The 22,335-nt window shown below is 55.4% G+C and carries 17 protein-coding genes; 10 read left to right on the top strand and 7 right to left on the bottom strand.

The annotated features are described in order from the left end of the window. The first annotated feature begins 34 nt into the window (after window positions 1-34). The 3 genes from aceE (at window position 35) to lpdA (ending at window position 6,208) form a co-directional block, all read left to right on the top strand. Entirely contained in the window at window positions 35-2,698 is a 2,664-nt protein-coding gene (aceE, locus tag ACRDD5_RS07940) for a pyruvate dehydrogenase (acetyl-transferring), homodimeric type (RefSeq protein ID WP_438676419.1), read from the top strand. A 14-nt stretch (window positions 2,699-2,712) separates the two neighbouring features. Further along, window positions 2,713-4,608, top strand: coding sequence for a pyruvate dehydrogenase complex dihydrolipoyllysine-residue acetyltransferase (gene aceF / locus ACRDD5_RS07935; RefSeq protein ID WP_438676418.1), 1,896 nt, complete (start codon window positions 2,713-2,715; stop codon window positions 4,606-4,608). Between the two features lie 175 nt (window positions 4,609-4,783). Beyond that, entirely contained in the window at window positions 4,784-6,208 is a 1,425-nt protein-coding gene (gene lpdA, locus ACRDD5_RS07930; protein WP_271282425.1) for a dihydrolipoyl dehydrogenase, read from the top strand. 54 nt (window positions 6,209-6,262) lie between these two features. Here lpdA and ACRDD5_RS07925 read toward each other — a convergent pair whose 3' ends face one another. Both ACRDD5_RS07925 and ACRDD5_RS07920 read right to left on the bottom strand, forming a co-directional pair. Further along, window positions 6,263-7,057, bottom strand: a complete 795-nt coding sequence (locus ACRDD5_RS07925; RefSeq protein WP_438676417.1) for a DUF2950 family protein — start codon at window positions 7,055-7,057, stop codon at window positions 6,263-6,265. A gap of 10 nt (window positions 7,058-7,067) precedes the next feature. Beyond that, window positions 7,068-8,630: a DUF3300 domain-containing protein gene (locus tag ACRDD5_RS07920; protein ID WP_438676416.1), complete on the bottom strand. Its 1,563-nt coding sequence runs from the start codon at window positions 8,628-8,630 to the stop codon at window positions 7,068-7,070. A gap of 426 nt (window positions 8,631-9,056) precedes the next feature. Here ACRDD5_RS07920 and acnB point away from each other — a divergent pair, with 426 nt between their 5' ends. Continuing rightward, a complete protein-coding gene (gene acnB, locus ACRDD5_RS07915; protein WP_438676415.1) occupies window positions 9,057-11,654 on the top strand; it encodes a bifunctional aconitate hydratase 2/2-methylisocitrate dehydratase in 2,598 nt (865 codons plus the stop codon). Between the two features lie 134 nt (window positions 11,655-11,788). Beyond that, on the top strand, window positions 11,789-12,151 hold the full coding sequence (yacL, locus tag ACRDD5_RS07910) for a protein YacL (protein WP_271282421.1): 363 nt from the start codon (window positions 11,789-11,791) through the stop codon (window positions 12,149-12,151). 30 nt (window positions 12,152-12,181) lie between these two features. On the opposite strand, the gene speD is transcribed toward yacL, so the two are convergent. The 3 genes from speD to ACRDD5_RS07895 all read right to left on the bottom strand — a co-directional run bounded on the left by speD (window position 12,182) and on the right by ACRDD5_RS07895 (window position 14,299). After that, on the bottom strand, window positions 12,182-12,976 hold the full coding sequence (speD, locus tag ACRDD5_RS07905; RefSeq protein WP_271282420.1) for an adenosylmethionine decarboxylase: 795 nt from the start codon (window positions 12,974-12,976) through the stop codon (window positions 12,182-12,184). A 1-nt stretch (window position 12,977) separates the two neighbouring features. Beyond that, window positions 12,978-13,844 (bottom strand): polyamine aminopropyltransferase, encoded by an 867-nt coding sequence (gene speE / locus ACRDD5_RS07900; protein ID WP_271282419.1) that lies wholly within the window; start codon window positions 13,842-13,844, stop codon window positions 12,978-12,980. Between the two features lie 107 nt (window positions 13,845-13,951). Next, the gene (locus ACRDD5_RS07895) at window positions 13,952-14,299 is read right to left on the bottom strand and encodes a YacC family pilotin-like protein (protein WP_271282418.1); all 348 of its coding nucleotides are present in this window, start codon (window positions 14,297-14,299) and stop codon (window positions 13,952-13,954) included. A gap of 145 nt (window positions 14,300-14,444) precedes the next feature. Here ACRDD5_RS07895 and cueO point away from each other — a divergent pair, with 145 nt between their 5' ends. Beyond that, entirely contained in the window at window positions 14,445-16,016 is a 1,572-nt protein-coding gene (gene cueO / locus ACRDD5_RS07890; RefSeq protein ID WP_438676414.1) for a multicopper oxidase CueO, read from the top strand. After that, complete coding sequence (locus ACRDD5_RS07885) at window positions 15,959-16,630, top strand: hypothetical protein (protein ID WP_438676413.1); 672 nt, start codon at window positions 15,959-15,961, stop codon at window positions 16,628-16,630. Before cueO ends, ACRDD5_RS07885 begins: the two co-directional genes overlap by 58 nt. Window positions 16,631-16,702: 72 nt before the next feature. Here ACRDD5_RS07885 and ACRDD5_RS07880 read toward each other — a convergent pair whose 3' ends face one another. Next, complete coding sequence (locus ACRDD5_RS07880; RefSeq protein ID WP_438676412.1) at window positions 16,703-19,093, bottom strand: glucose/quinate/shikimate family membrane-bound PQQ-dependent dehydrogenase; 2,391 nt, start codon at window positions 19,091-19,093, stop codon at window positions 16,703-16,705. 205 nt (window positions 19,094-19,298) lie between these two features. Between ACRDD5_RS07880 and hpt the strand changes: the two genes are divergently transcribed. Next, complete coding sequence (gene hpt / locus ACRDD5_RS07875; RefSeq protein WP_271282415.1) at window positions 19,299-19,835, top strand: hypoxanthine phosphoribosyltransferase; 537 nt, start codon at window positions 19,299-19,301, stop codon at window positions 19,833-19,835. A gap of 30 nt (window positions 19,836-19,865) precedes the next feature. Here the strand turns inward: hpt and can are convergent, their stop codons facing one another. After that, window positions 19,866-20,528, bottom strand: coding sequence for a carbonate dehydratase (can, locus tag ACRDD5_RS07870; RefSeq protein WP_271282414.1), 663 nt, complete (start codon window positions 20,526-20,528; stop codon window positions 19,866-19,868). Window positions 20,529-20,637: 109 nt separating this feature from the next. Between can and ACRDD5_RS07865 the strand changes: the two genes are divergently transcribed. Further along, on the top strand, window positions 20,638-21,564 hold the full coding sequence (locus tag ACRDD5_RS07865) for an ABC transporter ATP-binding protein (RefSeq protein ID WP_438676411.1): 927 nt from the start codon (window positions 20,638-20,640) through the stop codon (window positions 21,562-21,564). Then, entirely contained in the window at window positions 21,561-22,331 is a 771-nt protein-coding gene (locus ACRDD5_RS07860; RefSeq protein ID WP_438676410.1) for an ABC transporter permease, read from the top strand. The genes ACRDD5_RS07865 and ACRDD5_RS07860 overlap by 4 nt, the downstream gene beginning before the upstream one ends. Window positions 22,332-22,335: the final 4 nt, after the last annotated feature.

Raw genomic sequence — 22,335 nt, 5'->3', positions numbered from 1 at the left:
AAATCAACGTATTAGATAGATAAGGAATACCCCCATGTCAGAACGTCTCCAAAATGACGTGGATCCGATCGAAACTCGCGACTGGCAACAGGCGATCGAATCGGTCATCCGTGAAGAAGGTGTTGAGCGTGCTCAGTATCTGATTGAACAGATGCTTTCAGAAGCTCGCAAAGGCGGCGTGAAAGTAGCAACAGGTGCTGGGGCTAACAACTACGTAAACACGATTGCCGTTGAAGACGAACCGGAATACCCGGGCAATCTGGATCTGGAACGCCGTATCCGTTCTGCAATTCGCTGGAACGCCATTATGACCGTTCTGCGCGCATCCAAAAAAGATCTGGAGCTGGGCGGCCACATGGCTTCCTTCCAGTCTTCTGCAACCGTGTATGAAGTGTGCTTTAACCACTTCTTCCGCGCGCGCACCGAAAAAGACGGCGGCGACCTGGTGTACTTCCAGGGCCACATCTCTCCGGGCGTGTACGCACGTGCGTTCCTGGAAGGTCGTCTGACTGAAGAGCAGATGAACAACTTCCGTCAGGAAGTTCACGGTAAAGGTCTGTCTTCTTACCCGCACCCGAAACTGATGCCAGAATTCTGGCAGTTCCCGACCGTTTCTATGGGTCTGGGTCCAATCGGTGCCATCTACCAGGCTAAATTCCTGAAATATCTGGAACACCGTGGCCTGAAAGATACTTCTCAGCAGACCGTTTACGCTTTCCTGGGCGACGGCGAAATGGATGAGCCGGAATCTAAAGGTGCGATCACTATCGCCACCCGTGAGAAACTGGACAACCTGTGCTTCATCATCAACTGTAACCTGCAGCGTCTGGATGGTCCGGTAACCGGCAACGGCAAGATCATCAACGAACTGGAAGGCATCTTCGCAGGTGCTGGCTGGAACGTGGTTAAAGTGATGTGGGGCGGTCGTTGGGATGAGCTGCTGCGTAAAGACACCAGCGGTAAACTGATGCAGCTGATGCAAGAAACCGTTGACGGCGACTATCAGACCTTCAAATCCAAAAACGGTGCCTACGTTCGTGAGCACTTCTTCGGCAAATACCCTGAAACCGCAGCACTGGTTGCAGACTGGTCTGACGATCAGATCTGGGCCCTGAACCGTGGTGGTCACGATCCGAAGAAAGTCTACGCGGCACTGAAAAACGCACAAGACACCAAAGGCAAAGCTACCGTTATCCTGGCGCATACCGTTAAAGGTTATGGCATGGGTGACACCGCCGAAGGTAAAAACATCGCTCACCAGGTGAAGAAAATGAACATGGACGGCGTGCGTTACGTTCGCGACCGTTTCAACGTTCCTGTGACCGACGAGCAGGTTGAAAACCTCTCTTACATTACCTTCCCGGAAGGCTCTGAAGAACACACCTACCTGCACGCACAGCGTCAGAAACTGAACGGCTACCTGCCGTCCCGTCAGGTTAACTTCACCGAGTCTCTGGAACTGCCTGCCCTGGAAGATTTCTCCCAGCTGCTGGAAGAGCAGAACAAAGAGATCTCTACCACTATCGCCTTCGTTCGTGCCCTGAACGTGATGCTGAAAAACAAGTCGATCAAAGATCGTCTGGTTCCAATCATCGCCGATGAAGCGCGTACCTTCGGTATGGAAGGTCTGTTCCGTCAGATCGGTATTTACAGCCCGAACGGCCAGCAGTACACCCCGCAGGACCGTGAGCAGGTTGCTTACTACAAAGAAGACGAGAAAGGTCAGATCCTGCAGGAAGGTATCAACGAGCTGGGCGCAGGCGCATCCTGGCTGGCTGCTGCGACCTCTTACAGCACCAACAACCTGCCGATGATCCCGTTCTACATCTACTACTCCATGTTCGGTTTCCAGCGTATCGGTGACCTGTGCTGGCAGGCTGGCGACCAACAGGCTCGCGGCTTCCTGGTCGGTGGTACTTCCGGTCGTACGACCCTGAACGGTGAAGGTCTGCAGCACGAAGATGGCCACAGCCATATTCAGTCTCTGACTATCCCGAACTGTATCTCTTATGATCCTTCTTATGCCTACGAAGTGGCGGTCATCATGCATGATGGCCTGAACCGTATGTACGGCGAAGCGCAAGAGAACATTTACTACTACATCACCACCCTGAACGAAAACTACCACATGCCGGCCATGCCGGAAGGCGCCGAGGAAGGTATCCGTAAAGGTATCTACAAACTCGAAACCGTGGCAGGTAGCAAAGGTAAAGTTCAGCTGCTGGGCTCCGGCTCTATCCTGCGTCACGTCCGTGAAGCAGCACAGATCCTGGCGAACGACTACGGCGTAGGTTCTGACGTGTACAGCGTCACCTCCTTCACTGAACTGGCGCGTGCTGGCCAGGATTGTGAGCGCTGGAACATGCTGCACCCGCTGGAAACGCCACGCGTTCCATACATCGCTCAGGTGATGAACGACGCACCAGCAGTAGCATCGACTGACTACATGAAGCTGTTCGCTGAACAGGTTCGTACTTACGTACCGGCTGATGATTACCGCGTACTGGGTACTGATGGTTTCGGTCGCTCTGACAGCCGTGAAAACCTGCGTCACCACTTCGAAGTTGATGCGTCTTATGTGGTTGTAGCGGCACTGGGCGAACTGGCTAAACGTGGCGAAATCGATAAGAAAGTGGTTGCGGAAGCAATTACCAAATTCAACATCGATGCAGAAAAAGTTAACCCGCGTCTGGCGTAAGAGGTAAAAGAATAATGGCTATCGAAATCAATGTACCGGACATCGGGGCTGATGAAGTTGAAATCACCGAGATCCTGGTCAAAGTCGGCGACAAAGTTGACGCTGAACAGTCGCTGATCACCGTAGAAGGCGACAAAGCCTCTATGGAAGTTCCGTCTCCTCAGGCGGGCATCGTTAAAGAGATCAAAGTCTCTGTTGGCGACAAAACCGAGACCGGTAAACTGATCATGATTTTCGATTCCGCCGACGGTGCAGCAGCTGCTGCACCTGCGCAGGAAGAGAAGAAAGAAGCTGCTCCGGCCGCTGCTGCACCAGCAGCTGCTGCCGCGGCGAAAGAAGTGAACGTGCCTGACATCGGCGGCGACGAAGTTGAAGTCACCGAGATCATGGTTAAAGTGGGCGACACCGTTGCCGCTGAACAGTCTCTGATCACCGTTGAAGGCGACAAAGCCTCGATGGAAGTCCCGGCCCCGTTCGCGGGCGTGGTTAAAGAGATCAAAATCAGCACCGGCGACAAAGTGTCTACTGGCTCTCTGATCATGGTCTTCGAAGTGGCGGGTGCTGCACCTGCTGCCGCGCCGGCCCAGGCTGCTGCACCGGCACAAGCCGCTGCACCTGCTGCTGCCGCTGGCCCGAAAGACGTTAACGTACCGGATATCGGCGGTGACGAAGTTGAAGTGACCGAAGTGATGGTGAAAGTGGGCGACAAAGTTGCCGCTGAACAGTCACTGATCACCGTAGAAGGCGACAAAGCCTCTATGGAAGTCCCGGCTCCGTTCGCAGGTATCGTCAAAGAGATCAAAATCAACACCGGCGACAAAGTGTCTACCGGCTCTCTGATCATGGTCTTCGAAGTAGAAGGCGCTGCGCCTGCTGTGGCTCCGGCTGCGGCACCTGCACCAGCTGCTGCCGCACCGGCTCCAGCTGCAAAAGCGGCTGCCCCGGCTGCCAAAGCGGAAGGCAAATCTGAGTTCGCTGAGAACGACGCTTACGTTCACGCAACACCGCTGATCCGCCGCCTGGCGCGCGAATTCGGTGTAAACCTGGCGAAAGTGAAAGGGACTGGCCGTAAAGGTCGTATCCTGCGCGAAGACGTTCAGACCTACGTGAAAGACGCGGTTAAGCGTGCAGAAGCTGCACCTGCTGCTGCCACCGGCGGTGGTATCCCAGGCATGCTGCCATGGCCGAAAGTGGACTTCAGCAAGTTTGGTGAAATTGAAGAAGTAGAACTGGGCCGTATCCAGAAAATCTCCGGTGCCAACCTGAGCCGTAACTGGGTGATGATCCCGCACGTTACGCACTTCGACAAAACCGATATCACTGACCTGGAAGCGTTCCGTAAACAGCAGAACGCCGAAGCTGAGAAGCGCCGCCTGGACGTGAAATTCACCCCAGTGGTCTTCATCATGAAAGCGGTTGCCGCTGCCCTTGAGCAGATGCCACGCTTCAACAGCTCCCTGTCCGAAGATGGTCAGAAGCTGACGCTGAAAAAATACATCAACATCGGTGTTGCGGTTGATACGCCAAATGGTCTGGTTGTTCCGGTCTTCAAAGACGTGAACAAGAAGAGCATCACTGAGCTGTCCCGTGAACTGACCGTGATCTCCAAGAAAGCGCGTGATGGCAAACTGACCGCTGGCGAAATGCAGGGCGGTTGCTTCACCATCTCCAGCATCGGCGGCCTGGGTACAACCCACTTCGCGCCGATTGTTAACGCGCCGGAAGTGGCGATCCTCGGTGTGTCTAAATCCGCGATTGAGCCAGTGTGGAATGGTAAAGAGTTTATGCCGCGTCTGATGATGCCAATTTCTCTCTCCTTCGACCACCGCGTGATCGACGGTGCTGATGGTGCGCGCTTCATTACCATCATCAACAACACGCTGAGCGACATTCGCCGCCTGGTGATGTAATCGAAAAGCCGGCCAATCGGCCGGCTTTTTTCTGGTAACCTCATGCTGTTTGTGAGGTTATTGGCGAAAGCGACAATTCGTGAGCCGTTTGTTGTTTCAAAATTGTTAACAATTTTGTAAACTGCGGGCGGATAGAACGACCCGGTGGACGACGGGTATAAATTAAGAGGTCATGATGAGCACAGAAATCAAAACTCAGGTCGTGGTACTTGGGGCAGGCCCGGCAGGTTACTCCGCAGCATTCCGCGCTGCAGATTTAGGTCTGGAAACCGTCATCGTAGAACGTTACAGCACCCTCGGTGGTGTTTGTCTGAACGTCGGCTGTATCCCTTCTAAAGCGCTGCTGCACGTCGCAAAAGTTATCGAAGAAGCCAAAGCGCTGGCTGACCACGGTATCGTCTTCGGCGAGCCGAAAACCGATATCGACAAGATTCGTACCTGGAAAGAGAAAGTCATCACCCAACTGACCGGCGGTCTGGCCGGTATGGCCAAAGGCCGTAAAGTGAAAGTGGTCAACGGTCTGGGTAAATTCACCGGGGCAAACACCCTGGAAGTGGAAGGCGAAAACGGCAAAACCGTGATCAACTTCGACAACGCGATCATCGCGGCGGGTTCCCGTCCGATTGAGCTGCCGTTCATTCCACACGAAGATCCACGCGTATGGGACTCCACCGATGCGCTGGAGCTGAAATCCGTACCGAAGCGCCTGCTGGTTATGGGTGGCGGCATCATCGGTCTGGAAATGGGTACCGTGTACCATGCGCTGGGTTCAGAGATTGACGTGGTTGAAATGTTCGACCAGGTTATCCCGGCTGCTGACAAAGACATCGTTAAAGTCTTCACCAAACGCATTAGCAAGAAGTTCAACCTGATGCTGGAAACCAAAGTAACGGCCGTTGAAGCAAAAGAAGACGGTATTTACGTTTCCATGGAAGGCAAAAAAGCCCCTGCAGAAGCGCAGCGTTATGACGCGGTGCTGGTGGCTATCGGTCGCGTACCGAACGGTAAAAACCTCGATGCAGGTGCAGCGGGCGTTGAAGTTGACGACCGTGGCTTCATCCGCGTGGACAAACAGCTGCGCACCAACGTGCCGCACATCTTTGCTATCGGCGATATCGTCGGTCAGCCAATGCTGGCACACAAAGGTGTTCACGAAGGCCACGTTGCCGCAGAAGTTATCGCCGGTATGAAGCACTACTTCGACCCGAAAGTGATCCCATCGATCGCCTACACCGAGCCAGAAGTTGCCTGGGTGGGTCTGACCGAGAAAGAAGCGAAAGAGAAAGGCATCAGCTATGAAACAGCCACCTTCCCGTGGGCTGCTTCTGGCCGTGCTATCGCTTCCGATTGCGCAGATGGCGTGACCAAACTGATCTTCGACAAAGAGACTCACCGTGTGATCGGTGGTGCGATTGTCGGCACCAACGGCGGCGAGCTGCTGGGTGAAATCGGTCTGGCCATCGAAATGGGCTGTGACGCTGAAGACATCGCGCTGACCATCCACGCTCACCCGACTCTGCACGAGTCTGTTGGCCTGGCGGCAGAAGTGTTTGAAGGCAGCATCACCGACCTGCCAAACGCGAAAGCGAAGAAGAAGTAATCCTCTTCTGACATAAAAAAGCGGCCTCTGAGCCGCTTTTTTTATACGCGTTATTTAGGGTGCGACAGGCTGCCAATGGTCATCCAGCTTGTACGCAGGGATCGCTTTTACCGTCGCCGTCGTTTTCTCGCCAAGATTGGCCTGCCAGACCTTATCCGAACCATTAATCATAAAGCTCATTACCCCCGTCTGCCCATAGTCGACCGGCCAGGCGATCATCGCAAAGCCGCTTTCACTGTCCGGGACGATGCGGAAATGGTAGCCGTGATAGCCCATTCCTGGCTGGGGTGGACTGAATGCCGGACCGAGAGGACTGGGGGCTTCCCCGGGTGCAACCGGCCAGTACAGACCGTCTTTTTTCCCTTCGCTGCTAACAATTTTCTGGGCGTAGTGTGCATTGATTGCAAAGTAGTCCTGCTGGGCGTCGACATAAGCATGCAGCGCCTCAATGGCGGCCAGCTCGTTGCGGCCAATTTCCCGGGTTAAGATCTCCTCGGCGGCTTCGCGCATATCAAACTGCCAGCCTGCTGCCGTTTTCACCGCCGGAACCGGCAACTGCCAGTTGTTCTCGCCCACCAGCAGGTGTGCCGTGTCGCCGTGAGTGACCGTCTGGTGCTTCACCCGCCAGTCGCGAGTAAAGCGGTCCACCGCGTCGGGATCAACGCCCTCCGGCGGTAGAAAATCGCGCCAGTCATCACCGAGCAGCTGGCGCATGGCACTCTCATTGTTGTCGATAATCGCCTTCGCCAGCGCATCGGTGGCTTGCTCCGGTGTGCTGAACGGCTGATTGGCGCAGGCAAAGGTTGAGACCGCGAACAGCACCATTCCAGTCAGTATTGTCTTTTTCATGTCGACTCCCTTAACGGTGACGGAATTCACGTTGTCCGGCGTTGCCCTGTGGTCTGGCGACGGCGCGTTGCTCGGTATGGCGGGATGAAAGCTGGCGGCTCTGGGCACCGCGCTGCTGCTGGGCTTGCCAGTTCCCGGATCGGCTATCGTTGCCGCTCAGCGCATTGGCGCGCGGCTGACTGTGTCGCTGCTGTACATGACGCTGTTGCTGCGCGGGTTGCGAAGCGCGTTTTTCCTGTCTTTGTGCGGTTGTCTGACGATTTTCACGCGTTTGGGTGGCGGCACGCTTCGTGCCTTGCGGCTTGCTGGTGTCATAGCCTCGATAATTATTGCGTTGGGAAATCTGCTTCAGCTGCTGGTTCGAGGCCTGGCGCTGGGCGTCTTTTGTTCCGGCTCGCGGCGTTTGCGGGAAGGTCTTCCCGGTCGATTTTTCCATCTGCGTCATCGCCGCCTGACGCTGACTGTCACGATTGACCGCTTTTGGCTGCGTTGCGCTGAGCCCCGTTGCCGTATTGGTGGAGTGGAATCGGCTGTTAAGCTGATTTGTTGGGTACGGCACCCCGCCACGGTAGGTCGGATTATGCTGCCAGCCGCGGTTGGCATCGGTCAGGCGCTCACCGCTGATTTTATTGAAGTTATCAACGTTGATATTGATGTTGTTATCCCCGTTGCGCGAATAGCCGCCGTGGTTATCGCCATGGTGATGATCCCAGTCGTCATCGTCATCCCAGTCGATATTGCTGAAGATGGCGTAAGTAGTGGCAACACCAAGGCTAAAGCCCAGTCCTTTCACCAGGCTGTCGGTGAACTGCTCTCCGGGCGATGGCGGTAAATAGACCGGCGGATAGCTGGTATTCGGCCAGGTGCCGTAGACGGTGTTGGGGTTATACGTCGGGACATACACCACCTGCGGATCGGCAGATTCAATCTTAATGACCGTTGGGCTGGCGGTTGTGGTCGTGGTGGATGCGGGTGCCGCAGGGGTTGTTTTTGTCGGCTCAGGCTTAGTGACCGTAGTGACCGTCTGCTGAGGCGTGGACTGCAGCGCACCGGTTTGCTGTGCCAGCAGGCGCAAGCGCTGCACGGAGTCCATCACATCCTTCGGCTGGGCCAGAAACGCATCGCCGAGGCTCTGGATCCACGGCGGGTTTTCCCCCATCAGCGACATCAGCTGTGGGAAGGCGACCAGCGACTTCACGCTCGGATCCCAGGGTTGTCCTGCCACCGCCTGAATGGCGGCATCACCCTGCATCTTCGGGTTGTCCTCTGACCACTGCGCGGCCTGGATGACGTTGGCCGGGTAGGTCGACGCCATCAGGATCTGCGACAGCAGCGCGTCCGGATAGAGTGCAATGGGCGCGACCCACTGATCGATTTGCGCGGCGGTATAGGTTGGTGCCACAACCGGTGCGGGTTGCGCGGCTGGCGCCGGGACGACAGGTTGTTGCACAACGGGAGCAGGGGCGGCGGGCGATTCCGTTGTACGGCTTTTGACGAACATCACGCCAGACGCGGCAAACAGCCCGGTACTGCACAGAAGGACAAGCAGATGTGGCTTAAAAGGCAACTTCATAAAGTGACTCCGACGAGACGAGAGCTGTGCCGTAAGGCGTTTCTGTTGCCGCGAGTATATTCACCCGTGTTTTACAGTTTTGACTTTTATTGGGGATCTACCGCTGAGTCCGGATAAAGAATGTGAGCATTTATTACACAATTATATCCGATGGCGAAAAAAGCGTTGGGGTTTGCCGTAAAGCACTCAATCAACCCCTGGAAGGCGGTTTTTTTGTGCCTGAATTTCTCGTCGTCTTCCCGCTATACCATTCTTAACGATTCAGCAAACAATTTAATGTTGCTTTTTTGTAAACGGATTAACAGTGTGCAGAAATCCTGCTATGCTGCCCGCGCGGTATCGGGCATGTACACTACAAACTGCTGTCTCACAGGAGCGTGAAGAGAACGTCCGCCGCATATGACAATGAGAGCGAGGAGAACCGTCGTGCTAGAAGAATACCGTAAGCACGTAGCTGAACGTGCCGCCGAGGGAATTGTACCCAAACCCTTAGATGCTACCCAGATGGCTGGGCTCGTCGAGCTGCTGAAAAACCCGCCTGCGGGCGAAGAAGAATTCCTGTTAGATCTGCTGATTAACCGTGTTCCGCCAGGCGTTGATGAAGCCGCCTACGTGAAAGCCGGTTTCCTTGCTGCTGTAGCCAAAGGCGAAGCAACCTCCCCCCTGGTCACGCCTGAAAAAGCGATTGAACTGCTCGGCACCATGCAGGGCGGCTATAACATTCACCCGCTGATTGATGCGCTGGATAGCGACGTGCTGGCCCCGATTGCCGCCAAAGCGCTGTCTCACACCCTGCTGATGTTCGATAACTTCTACGATGTCGAAGAGAAAGCGAAAGCGGGTAACCGCTACGCGAAGCAGGTGATGCAGTCCTGGGCCGATGCCGAATGGTTCCTGAGCCGTCCTGCGCTTGCCGAAAAAATGACCGTCACCGTGTTCAAAGTGACCGGCGAAACCAACACTGATGACCTGTCTCCGGCCCCGGATGCCTGGTCACGCCCGGATATCCCTCTGCACGCACTGGCGATGCTGAAAAACGCCCGCGAAGGCATTGAACCGGATCAGCCGGGTGCTGTTGGCCCGATCAAACAGATCGAAGCGTTAGCGCAAAAAGGCTTCCCGCTGGCGTACGTCGGCGATGTGGTCGGCACCGGCTCTTCGCGTAAATCCGCCACCAACTCCGTACTGTGGTTTATGGGGGATGACATTCCTCATGTGCCGAACAAGCGCGGCGGCGGTCTGTGCCTCGGTGGCAAAATCGCACCTATCTTCTTCAATACCATGGAAGATGCGGGCGCACTGCCGATTGAAGTAGACGTGAACAACCTGAATACCGGCGACGTGATCGACGTTTATCCGTTCAAAGGTGAAGTACGCAACCACGAAACCAACGAACTGTTGGCCAGCTTTGAGCTGAAAACCGACGTGCTGGTGGACGAAGTGCGTGCCGGTGGCCGTATCCCGCTGATCATCGGTCGTGGCCTGACCACCAAAGCGCGTGAAGCGCTGGGTCTGCCGCATAGCGACGTGTTCCGTCAGGCAAAAGAAGTGGCCGAAAGCACCCGCGGTTATTCGCTGGCGCAGAAAATGGTTGGCCGCGCCTGCGGCGTAACCGGGATTCGTCCAGGTGCGTACTGCGAGCCGAAGATGACCTCCGTCGGTTCTCAGGACACCACCGGGCCAATGACCCGTGACGAACTGAAAGACCTGGCGTGCCTGGGCTTCTCGTCCGACCTGGTGATGCAGTCCTTCTGCCACACCGCGGCGTATCCGAAGCCGGTTGACGTTACCACGCACCACACGCTGCCGGACTTCATTATGAACCGTGGCGGCGTCTCGCTGCGTCCGGGCGATGGTGTGATCCACTCCTGGCTGAACCGCATGCTGTTGCCGGATACCGTGGGTACTGGTGGTGACTCCCACACCCGCTTCCCGATTGGGATCTCCTTCCCGGCGGGCTCCGGTCTGGTGGCGTTTGCTGCGGCGACGGGCGTGATGCCGCTGGACATGCCGGAATCCGTTTTGGTGCGCTTTAAAGGCAAAATGCAGCCGGGCATCACCCTGCGCGATCTGGTCCACGCGATCCCGCTGTACGCGATCAAACAGGGCCTGCTGACCGTTGAGAAAAAAGGGAAGATCAACATCTTCTCGGGTCGCATCCTCGAGATCGAAGGTCTGCCGGATCTGAAAGTAGAGCAGGCGTTCGAACTGACCGATGCCTCTGCTGAACGTTCTGCTGCAGGCTGTACCATCAAGCTGAACCAGGCGCCGATTGAAGAGTATCTGACGTCTAACATCGTGCTGCTGAAGTGGATGATTGCCGAAGGCTACGGCGACCGCCGTACGCTGGAGCGTCGCGTGCAGGGCATGGAAAAATGGCTGGCAGATCCGCAGCTGCTGGAAGCCGATGCCGACGCAGAATATGCTGCGATCATCGACATCGATCTGGCGGATATCAAAGAGCCGATCCTGTGTGCGCCGAACGATCCGGACGATGCGCGTCCGCTCTCTGCGGTACAGGGCGAACAGATCGACGAAGTGTTTATCGGTTCATGCATGACCAACATCGGTCACTTCCGTGCTGCCGGTAAACTGCTGGATACCCATAAAGGCCAGCTGCCGACCCGTCTGTGGGTGGCACCGCCAACCCGTATGGATGCGGCGCAGCTGACCGAAGAGGGTTACTACAGCGTGTTTGGTAAGAGCGGTGCGCGTATTGAAATCCCTGGCTGTTCCCTGTGTATGGGCAACCAGGCGCGCGTAGCTGACGGTGCGACGGTGGTCTCCACCTCGACCCGTAACTTCCCGAACCGTTTAGGTACCGGTGCCAACGTCTATCTGGCCTCTGCGGAGCTGGCGGCTGTTTCGGCGCTGATTGGCAAACTGCCAACGCCGGAAGAGTACCAGACCTTCGTGGCGCAGGTAGATAAGACGGCGGTGGATACCTATCGCTATCTGAACTTCGATCAGCTCTCTCAGTACACTGAGAAAGCGGACGGCGTTATTTTCCAGACCGCAGTATAAACAGCAAACCCTCACCCTCTCCCTTTTAGGGAGAGGGTGAGGGTTTTTTATTTTCCACTCCTGACACCCTTCCCGCTTTTTATCTCCTTTCTATCTGCGATAATTACGCCAAGGGCTTTGCAGAGGAAAATACTATGGATTACGAATTTCTGCGTGATATCACCGGGGTGGTGAAAGTGCGTATGTCGATGGGCCACGAAGTGGTCGGTCACTGGTTCAATGAGGAAGTGAAAGAGAACCTGGCCTTGCTCGATGAAGTGGAGCAGGCGGCGCACGAGGTTAAAGGCAGCGAGCGATCCTGGCAACGCATTGGCCATGAATACACGCTATGGCTGGATGGTGAAGAGGTCATGGTGCGTGCCAATCAGCTTGAATTTTCAGGTGATGAGATGGAAGAGGGGATGAACTACTACGATGAAGAGAGCCTGTCGCTGTGCGGCGTAGAGGATTTCCTTCAGGTGGTGGCGGCGTACCGCACTTTCATGAAACAGAAGTAACGTCGGGAGCCTCCCTGCTCCACAGGCGTTTTACACGGTCGTAATATTGCGGCCGGAGTAAATTTCGCGCATCTCTTTCCACAGCAGGTCAGTGATGGCCTTACGCTCATTTTCGCTTAAATCTTCCGGGCGGGTGTGGAACATGTAGTGCTTAAGGTCGAACTCCTTAAGCAGCATCTTGGTGTGGAAGATATTCTCCTGGTACACGTTCACGTCCACCATGTCATACAGCGCCTTCATGTCTGCGGACATGAAGTTCTGAATAGAGTTTATTTCATGATCGATGAAATGCTTCATGCCGTTGATATCACGGGTAAAGCCGCGCACGCGATAGTCAACGGTGACGATGTCGGACTCAAGTTGATGAATCAGATAGTTCAGCGCATTCAGGGGTGAAATCACCCCGCAGGTGGAGACTTCAATATCGGCGCGGAAGGTACACAGTCCGCCCTCCGGGTGGCTCTCCGGGTAGGTATGCACGCAGATATGGCTCTTATCGAGATGCGCGACCACCGCTTCCGGCAGCGGGCCGGGGTGCTCGGTGTTGTCGATAAGGGTAGGGTCAACGGGCTCTTCGCTGACCAGAATAGTGACGCTGGCTCCCTGCGGTTCATAATCCTGACGCGCGATGTTGAGGATGTTGGCGCCGATAATTGAACAGGTTTCTGACAGGATCTCGGTCAGACGGTTGGCGTTATAGAGTTCATCGATATAGGCGATATAACCATCGCGCTCTTCCGCCGTTTTGACGTAGCAGATATCGTAAATACAAAAACTCAGGCTTTTGGTCAGGTTGTTAAAGCCATGCAGTTTCAGCTTTTTCAATTCATTCACCCCCTTGAAGCAGCGCATCGTGCAAATATTGCGGTAAGGCAAAGGCTGCGGTATGAACGGCCGGATTGTAATAGCGGCAGGTTAAGTTGGCCTGCTGGAAGCGTGCCTGAATGATCCCGGTTGAGAGATGGCGCAGGGCGTCATTGTCCGTAGCCCACGCGAAGGTCATCACCCCGCCGTAGTAGGTAGGGATGGCCGCCTGATAGAAGCTGACATCAGAGAAGTAGTGGCTCAGCTTGCGGTGGCTGTCAATGGCTTCATCCTGCTGCAGGAAGCAAACGCCGTTCTGCGCCACGAAGATCCCGCCAGGGTTCAGGCATCGTTTGCAGCCTTCATAGAACGCCGAGGTAAACAGGCTCTCACCGGGGCCAATCGGATCGGTGCAATCAGAGATGATCACGTCGAAGGTTTGCGCCGTCTGGTTAACAAAATTGACGCCGTCGTCAATCACAAGCGTAAAGCGCGGATCGTCGTAGCTACCGGCGTTGTGATTCGGCAGGTACTGGCGGCAGAAAGAGACCACGCCCGCGTCGATCTCGACCATGGTGATACGTTCAATGGATTTATGGCGGGAAACTTCGCGCAGCATGGCACCGTCGCCACCGCCGATAATCAGCACATGTTTTGCATTGCCGTGCGCCAGCAGCGGCACGTGGGTCATCATCTCGTGATAGATGAATTCATCGCGTTCGGTGGTTTGCACCACACCGTCCAGCGCCATCACGCGGCCAAAGGCGGCGTTTTCAAAAATGATCAAATCCTGGTGATCGGTTTTCTCATGATAGAGCACGTTATCAACGGCAAAGTACTGTCCAAACTGGTCATGCAGCGTTTCATGCCACACTCTGTTGTCGGCCATCGGCTGATACCTCTTTTGTTAACGTCCGCATAAAAAGAGCGCAACATCATAGCTAACAATGACCGTGGTTGCACGGCCATAGCGTTCACAAAGAGGCGTCGGAAAGGTTATTTCACGTAGGCGAGGAGGCTCAGGGAGTCGCGCGCCAGCGATTTGCATTTTTTGGCGGTAGGGATGCCGATCCCGCTGAGATCGCGATAGCTGTCTTCACCGAGCGCCTTCATGTCAAAACTGTCGTAGTTGCTCAGATCCCACTGGTTCTGCTGGGCAAAAAAGACCAGCGCACGACGAATCTGCCCGTTGGGTAAATTCTGGTATCCGCAATCGTTTTTCAGAAAAACAAACACAGCCGTCAGATCAGCCATGTCTTCGGCTTCATTTTCACTGAGCGCATAGCTGTTGGCGCCACTAATCATCAGGGTGGTGAACAGAATTGTTCGAAAAAACGTCTTCATTGCCTCTACCAATACGTTGCGGAAATTCAACGTTAGCACACCTGGTGACGGAGCGACGATCTTTATTGTTTCGGCTTATCTTGACCTTCCGGTTGGGGGAGGGTTTATGCTGACAGGATCGCCTGCTGGAAATAAGGAAATGAACATGCAACGTCGTGATTTTTTGAAATATTCTGCCGCGCTGGGCGTGGCCAGCGCCCTCCCGCTCTGGAGCCGCGCTGCTTTTGCGGCCGAACGGCCCGTTTTGCCGATCCCGAATTTACTCACCCCCGATGCGCGCAATCAGGTTCAGCTGGTGGTGCAGGCCGGGAAAACCGCCTTTGGCCCGCACAACGCCACCACCTGGGGATATAACGGCAATCTGCTGGGCCCGGCGATCTCGCTGCGCAAAGGACAAGCGCTGACCGTGAATATCCACAATACCCTCGATGAAGAGACGACTCTGCACTGGCACGGACTCGAAGTGCCGGGGGAGGTGGACGGTGGACCGCACGGCGTGATTACACCTGGCGGCAAGCGCAGCGTCACCTTTACTCCGGACCAGCGGGCGGCGACCTGCTGGTTCCACCCGCATCAGCACGGTAAAACCGGGCGTCAGGTGGCGATGGGGCTGGCCGGTCTGGTACTGATTGAAGATGATGAAAGCCGCCTGCTGCGCCTTCCAAAGCAGTGGGGGATCGACGATGTCCCGGTGATCGTGCAGGACAAAAAATTTACCGCTGACGGGCAGATCGATTATCAACTGGATGTGATGACCGCCGCCGTCGGCTGGTTTGGCGACACGCTGCTGACCAACGGTGCCCTTTATCCGCAGCATAACGCGCCAAAGGGCTGGCTGCGCTTGCGCCTGCTCAATGGCTGTAACGCCCGGTCGCTCAACTTTGCTGCCAGCGATAAGCGCCCGCTGTATGTGGTCGCCAGCGACGGCGGCCTGCTGGCCGAACCGGTCAACGTAACCGAGCTGCCGATGCTGATGGGCGAGCGCTTTGAAGTGCTGGTGGATATCAGTGACGGCAAGCCGTTTGACCTGATCACCCTGCCGGTCAGCCAGATGGGGATGGCCGTGGCGCCATTCGATAAGCCGCAGCCGGTGCTGCGTATTCAGCCGCTGCTGGTGACGGCATCGGGCGCATTGCCGGATACGCTGACCAACATGCCGACTTTGCCGTCACTGGAGGGGATGACTCAGCGGAAACAGCAGCTGTCGATGGATCCGATGCTCGACATGATGGGGATGCAGGCGCTGATGAAGAAGTACGGTAATCAGGCAATGAGTGGAATGGAACACGGTCAGATGATGGGCCATGGCGATATGGGCAGCATGGATCACGGCAAGATGGGCAACATGAACCATGGCGGGAAAGGCTTTGATTTCCATAATGCCAACATGATCAACGGTAAAGCTTTCGACATGACGACGCCGATCTTTACCGCCAGCCGGGGACAGTTCGAGCGCTGGACGATCTCAGGCGAGGGCGACATGATGCTGCATCCGTTCCACATCCACGGTACGCAGTTCCGCATTATTTCTGAAAACGGCAAACCGCCAGCGGCGCATCGCGCAGGCTGGAAAGATACGGTGCGTGTGGAAGGGGCGGTAAGTGAAGTGCTGGTGAAGTTTGACCACGAAGCCCCGAAAGAGCAGATGTATATGGCGCATTGCCATCTGCTGGAGCACGAAGACACCGGTATGATGTTAGGGTTTACGGTGTCTTAAGTACGCGTTATTCCCTGAATGTCGATGTTGGCGTCACTCGTTTGCTATTACACTGCAATTTTGTTGGCTATGGACGAGGTAAAATGGATATTTACCGTAGGTTAATCGCGCTGTGCCTGGCTTTTTTTGTCACCAGCTACGCGCACGCCGGGATCCCTTTGGCGCGTGTTTCTTTCCCTGAACTGAAGCTCAGTATCGAAATCCCGCAAGGTTTTACGCGGATATCAGACGAGAAGATGAAAGCAGACTTTTCCTCTGACGATGATCCCCAGGTGGTTTTCAGCAATGAAAACAGCGATATGCTGTTAAGTATTACGGCGGGACGCACGGTATTAACCCAGGACAGTCTGAATTTGTTTAAAAAAGTCACGATGTTCACGATGAGTAAGTTTAACCCTACGGCGGAAGCCGCAACGGTTGATAGCCATAAAGGCTGGCTCATCAGTTTCAGCACGCCGTACGAAGGTGAAAATACAGCTACCTTTAACCGGTTACTGGTGACATCCCGGGATGATAAGGCGGTTCAGGTGCTCTTTAATATGCCGAAATCGTCAGAGATTCAGTATCAGGAGATGGCGAAAGCGTCTCTGCTCTCACTGCGGTTTGATCAATAAAACGCACGATAAAAAAACGCCCGGAAGTCATGACTTCCGGGCGTTTATTATTGGGCTGGCATCCCGGTAAGATTACTTCGCGTCATCCGGTAACGCATAAGCCACAATGTAGTCGCCCATCTTCGTGCCAAACGAACCATGACCGCCCGCTGAGATAACCACGAACTGCTTGCCATTGGCTTCATAGGTCATCGGCGTGGCCTGGCCACCGGCAGGCAGACGGCCCTGCCACAGCTTCTCGCCGTTGCTCATGTTGTACGCACGCAGATAGTTATCGGCGGTTGCACCAATGAACAGCACGTTACCGGCGGTGGAAATTGGCCCACCCAGCATCGGCATACCCATGTTGAACGGCACCGGGATCGGCATCGGGAACGGCATGCTGTCCTGTGGGGTACCAATACGTTTTTTCCATACCACCTGATTGGTTTTCAGATCCAGCGCGGAAATATAACCCCAGGCAGGCTGTTTACACGGCAGGCCAAACGGTGACAGGAACGGGTTCAGCGTCACGCCAAAGGGTACGCCGTACTGCGGCTGGATACCGGCTTCGGTCCCGCTGCCTTTAGCGTCTTTCGGTTGTTCCATCGGGTTGCCCGGGCCGCGTGGGATCAGCTTCGAGACAAACGGCAGCGCCATTGGGTTGGCAATTGCCACCTGACGGTTTGGATCGACAGAGATACCGCCCCATTCGAACATCCCCAGGTTCCCCGGGAACACCAGCGTGCCCTGCTCGGACGGCGGGGTGAAGATGCCGTCATAGCGCAGCTGATGGAACATCACGCGGCACACCAGCTGGTCGAACATGGTGGCACCCCACATGTCCGCCCCGGTCAGATCTTTCTTCGGACGGAAGCTCAGGTCCGAGAACGGCTGGGTTTTAGTGACGTAGTCGCCTTTCGCCGCACCCTGCGGTACCGGTTTTTCCGGGGCAGGGACCACCAGCTCGCCGGTACGACGGTCCAGCACAAAGATGTTGCCGGTTTTCGCCGGGGCATACACCACCGGAACCGTTTTACCGTTTACGGTAATGTCCGCCAGCGTTGGCTGGGACGGCATATCCATATCCCACAGATCGTGGTGAACGGTCTGATAGCTCCAGGCCAGTTTCCCGGTGGTCGCGTTCAGCGCCAGTACGGAGCTGGCATAACGCTCCTGCTCTGGCGTGCGGTTACCGCCCCAGATATCCGGCGTGGTCACGCCCATCGGCAGATAGACCAGGTCCAGCTTCGCATCATAGGCGGCTGGTGCCCAGGAGTTTGGCGAGTTAAAGGTGAAGGTGTGCTCATCCGACGGAATGGCGTTAGGATCTTTCGCGCCAGGATCGAAGGCCCACAGCAGTTTACCGGTATTCACGTCAAAACCGCGGATCACGCCGGAGGTTTCGCGGGTCGAGAAGTTATCGGTAACCGAACCGGCAATCACGATGGTTTTATCGGTGATGATCGGCGGCGAGGTCGGTTCATACAGACCCGGGGTGGTATCCGGCATGTTGGTCTGCAGATTCAGAACGCCTTTGTTGGCGAAGGTTTCGCACAGCTTGCCGGTTTCGGCATTAAGGGCAATCAGTCGACCGTCGTTCACCGGCAGCATGATGCGGCGTGGACAATCGGCAATCACCTCCGGGCTGGCGTTATCGGCACGCGCTTCGTGGTAAGAGACGCCACGGCAGGTCACGTGCTGGAACGAGGTATTGGTATTCAGCTGCGGATCGTAGTGCCATTTCTCTTTCCCGGTCGCCGCATCCAGAGCGAACAGACGCTGGTGTGCGGTACAGAGATAGAGCATGTTGCCCACTTTGATGGGGGTCACTTCGTTGGTCAGTTCACCCGGATCGTTAGGCTGCTTCAGGTCGCCGGTGCGGAACACCCAGGCTTCTTTCAGATTGTGCACGTTATCGGCATTAATCTGCTTCAGCGGGGAGTAGCGTTGACCTTCCTGATTACGACCGTAGGCAGGCCAGTCGGCATCGGCCACCTCAGAGATCGCCGCCGCAGGCGTGGAGTCGGCATTCAACGTGCCTTTCACTTCCTGCGGATCGTTAAAGCCCGCCCAGGTCAGCATCCCGCCGGTGATCAGTAACGCCACCACCAGCGCCGTCACAGCACCGCTGGAAGGCACCATCAGTCGACGCCAGACAAATGGCAGGATTAGCCAGATGCCGAAGAAGACGAGGATATCGCTGCGCGGGGTTAGCGCCCAGAAGTCGAAGCCGACTTCCCACACGCCCCAGATCATGGTGGCCAGCAGCAGGACGGCATAGAGCCACAGGGCCGATTGTTTACTGCGCCATAACAGAACGGTGACGCCGAGCATCACCAGGCCAGCAACAGGGTAATACCAGGAGCCGCCAATGGCGACAAGCCAGGCTCCGCCGATGAGTAAATACAGTCCGCAAAAAGCTGCGAACAGCGCTGTTAACACAACGAGGAGTCGTGAATGTTGTTTTTTTGTTTCCGCCATAAAGACACTCTTTAAGTTTCATTAATTTTTTAGTAGCAATTAAGTATAGGTCTTAACAAGTGTGATCGGAATCACAAATCTGGCTTTTGTGAACTCATGCGCCAGGAGAATCTATTTGCTGGTATACTTCACGGCTTATGCAGCGATGTCGGACGCTGAATTTTCGGCATTGAGATATTTGTTCTAAAATCATACGGTTAGTAAAATGAAACATACTGTTGAAGTGATGATCCCGGAAGCGGAGATCAAAGCGCGTATCGAAGAACTCGGTCGTCAAATTACCGAACACTATAAAGACAGCGGCAGCGAGATGGTGCTGGTGGGTCTGTTACGCGGTTCCTTCATGTTTATGGCCGATCTGTGCCGTGAAGTGCAGGTGTCCCATGAAGTCGATTTTATGACCGCCTCCAGCTACGGCAGCGGTATGTCGACCACCCGTGATGTGAAAATTCTCAAAGATCTGGATGAAGATATTCGCGGCAAAGACGTGTTAATCGTCGAGGACATCATCGACTCCGGTAACACCTTGTCGAAAGTGCGCGAAATCCTGAGCCTGCGTGGACCAAAATCGCTGGCGATTTGTACCCTGCTGGATAAACCGACCCGCCGCGAAGTGAACGTGCCGGTTGAGTTTGTCGGATTCTCGATCCCGGATGAGTTCGTGGTGGGCTATGGCATCGACTATGCACAGCGCTATCGCCATCTGCCGTATGTCGGCAAAGTCGTGCTGCTGGACGAGTAAAAGAGAACGCCGGGTTATCCCGGCTTTTGTTTACTTGTGGTTGACGTGTTTCTGCATCAGGTTAGACACACCCTGACGGTAACGCTGCTCCAGCGTTTCGCGGTTGGTGGCGGTCACTTCCAGGTCGCGCAGCAGGCCGTCGTGAATGCCGTAAGCCAGACCGTGAATGGTCACTTTCTGTCCGCGCTTCCAGGCGGACTGCATAATGGTGGAGTGGCCGAGGTTGTACACCTGCTCCATCACGTTCAGTTCACACAGGGTATCCAGACGACGTTCCTGCGGCATCGCGCCCAGCAGTGAGCTATGTTTGAACCAGATATCACGGATGTGCAGCAGCCAGTTGTCGATCAGACCCAGTTCCGGATTCTCAACCGCCGCCTGTACACCACCGCAGCCGTAGTGGCCGCAGATAATGATGTGTTCGACTTCCAGCACATCCACCGCATACTGAACCACAGACAGGCAGTTCAGGTCGGTGTGAATAACCAGGTTGGCAACGTTACGGTGTACAAACAGTTCGCCAGGTTCGAGGCCCGTCAGACGTTCAGCAGGTACGCGGCTGTCGGAGCATCCAATCCATAGAAAGCGTGGTTTCTGCGCCAGAGCCAGTTTCTCAAAAAATCCGGAATCTTCTTCCAGCAGCATCTTTGACCATAGTGCGTTATTGCTGATGAGTGTATCTATGTCATTCATGGAGGGGTAACGACCTGTAACCGAGTGAGTGCGTTGCGCTAATATAGGGCAACTCGATTTTTTTTTAAACCAACACATCGCGTGTCAGAACAATGGGTAAGTCTACTTCATGACAATTGCACTGGAGCTCGAGCAGCTTACAAAAACCTATCCGGGGGGCGTTAAGGCCCTGCGCGGGATAGATCTTAAAGTCGAAGCCGGTGATTTTTATGCGCTTCTGGGGCCTAACGGGGCAGGAAAATCCACCACCATCGGCATTATCAGCTCGCTGGTGAATAAATCCTCCGGTCGGGTGAGCGTGTTTGGCTACGATCTGGAAAAGGATGTAGTCAACGCCAAACGCCAGCTGGGACTGGTACCGCAGGAGTTTAACTTCAATCCGTTTGAGACCGTGCAGCAGATTGTGGTTAACCAGGCGGGTTACTACGGCGTGGAGCGTAAAGAGGCGGTTGAGCGCAGCGAAAAGTATCTGAAACAGCTCGATCTGTGGGAAAAACGCAACGAACGTGCGCGTATGTTGTCCGGCGGTATGAAGCGCCGTCTGATGATCGCCCGCGCGCTGATGCATGAGCCAAAACTGCTGATCCTCGATGAGCCTACCGCCGGGGTGGATATCGAACTGCGCCGCTCAATGTGGGGCTTTTTGAAGGATTTAAACGACAAAGGCACCACCATCATTCTCACCACCCACTATCTGGAAGAGGCGGAGATGCTGTGTCGCAACATCGGTATCATTCAGCACGGTGGACTGGTGGAAAACACCTCGATGAAAAACCTGCTCTCCAAGCTGAAATCGGAAACCTTTATTCTCGATCTGGCGGCCAAAAGCGCCCTGCCGAAGCTGGAAGGCTATCAGTATCGACTGGTGGATACCTCGACGCTGGAAGTGGAAGTGCTGCGCGAGCAGGGGATCAACAGCGTGTTCAGCCAGCTGAGCCAGCAGGGGATTCAGGTCCTGAGTATGCGTAACAAAGCTAACCGACTGGAAGAGCTGTTCGTCTCGCTGGTCCATGAAAAACAAGGAGATCGCGCATGACGCAGCTTTACTGGGTGGCGCTGAAAAGTATCTGGGCCAAAGAGATCAACCGCTTTATGCGCATCTGGATCCAGACCCTGGTGCCGCCGGTGATCACCATGACGCTCTACTTCATTATCTTCGGCAACCTGATTGGCTCGCGGATCGGCGAGATGCACGGCTTCAGCTACATGCAGTTTATCGTGCCGGGCCTGATCATGATGGCGGTGATCACCAACGCCTACGCCAACGTCGCCTCGTCATTCTTTAGCGCCAAGTTCCAGCGCAACATTGAAGAGCTGCTGGTGGCCCCGGTGCCGACGCACGTGATTATCGCCGGCTACGTCGGCGGTGGGGTGGCGCGCGGCCTGTGTGTGGGGGTGCTGGTGACGGCGATTTCGCTGTTCTTTGTGCCGTTCCAGGTACACTCGTGGCTGTTTGTCGGCCTGACGCTGCTGTTGACGGCGGTGCTGTTCTCGATGGCCGGTCTGCTGAATGCGGTGTTCGCCAAAACCTTTGACGATATCAGCCTGATACCGACCTTCGTCCTGACACCGCTGACCTACCTTGGCGGGGTGTTTTACTCCCTGACGCTGCTGCCGCCGTTCTGGCAGGCGCTGTCGCATCTTAACCCTATCGTCTATATGATCAGCGGCTTCCGCTTTGGCTTCCTCGGGATCAGCGATGTGCCGCTGTTCACCACCGTGGGCGTGCTGTCCGTCTTTATCGTCGGTTTCTATCTGCTGTGCTGGTATCTGATCCAGCGCGGACGCGGATTACGCACCTGATCCA

Origin of the sequence: Silvania sp. (assembly GCF_051656365.1) — a bacterium.
GTDB classification, from domain to species: Bacteria; Pseudomonadota; Gammaproteobacteria; order Enterobacterales; family Enterobacteriaceae; genus Enterobacter; species Enterobacter hatchlandensis.
Note: the sequence above shows the minus strand (reverse complement) of the source record. Positions and strands in the feature narration are given on the sequence as shown.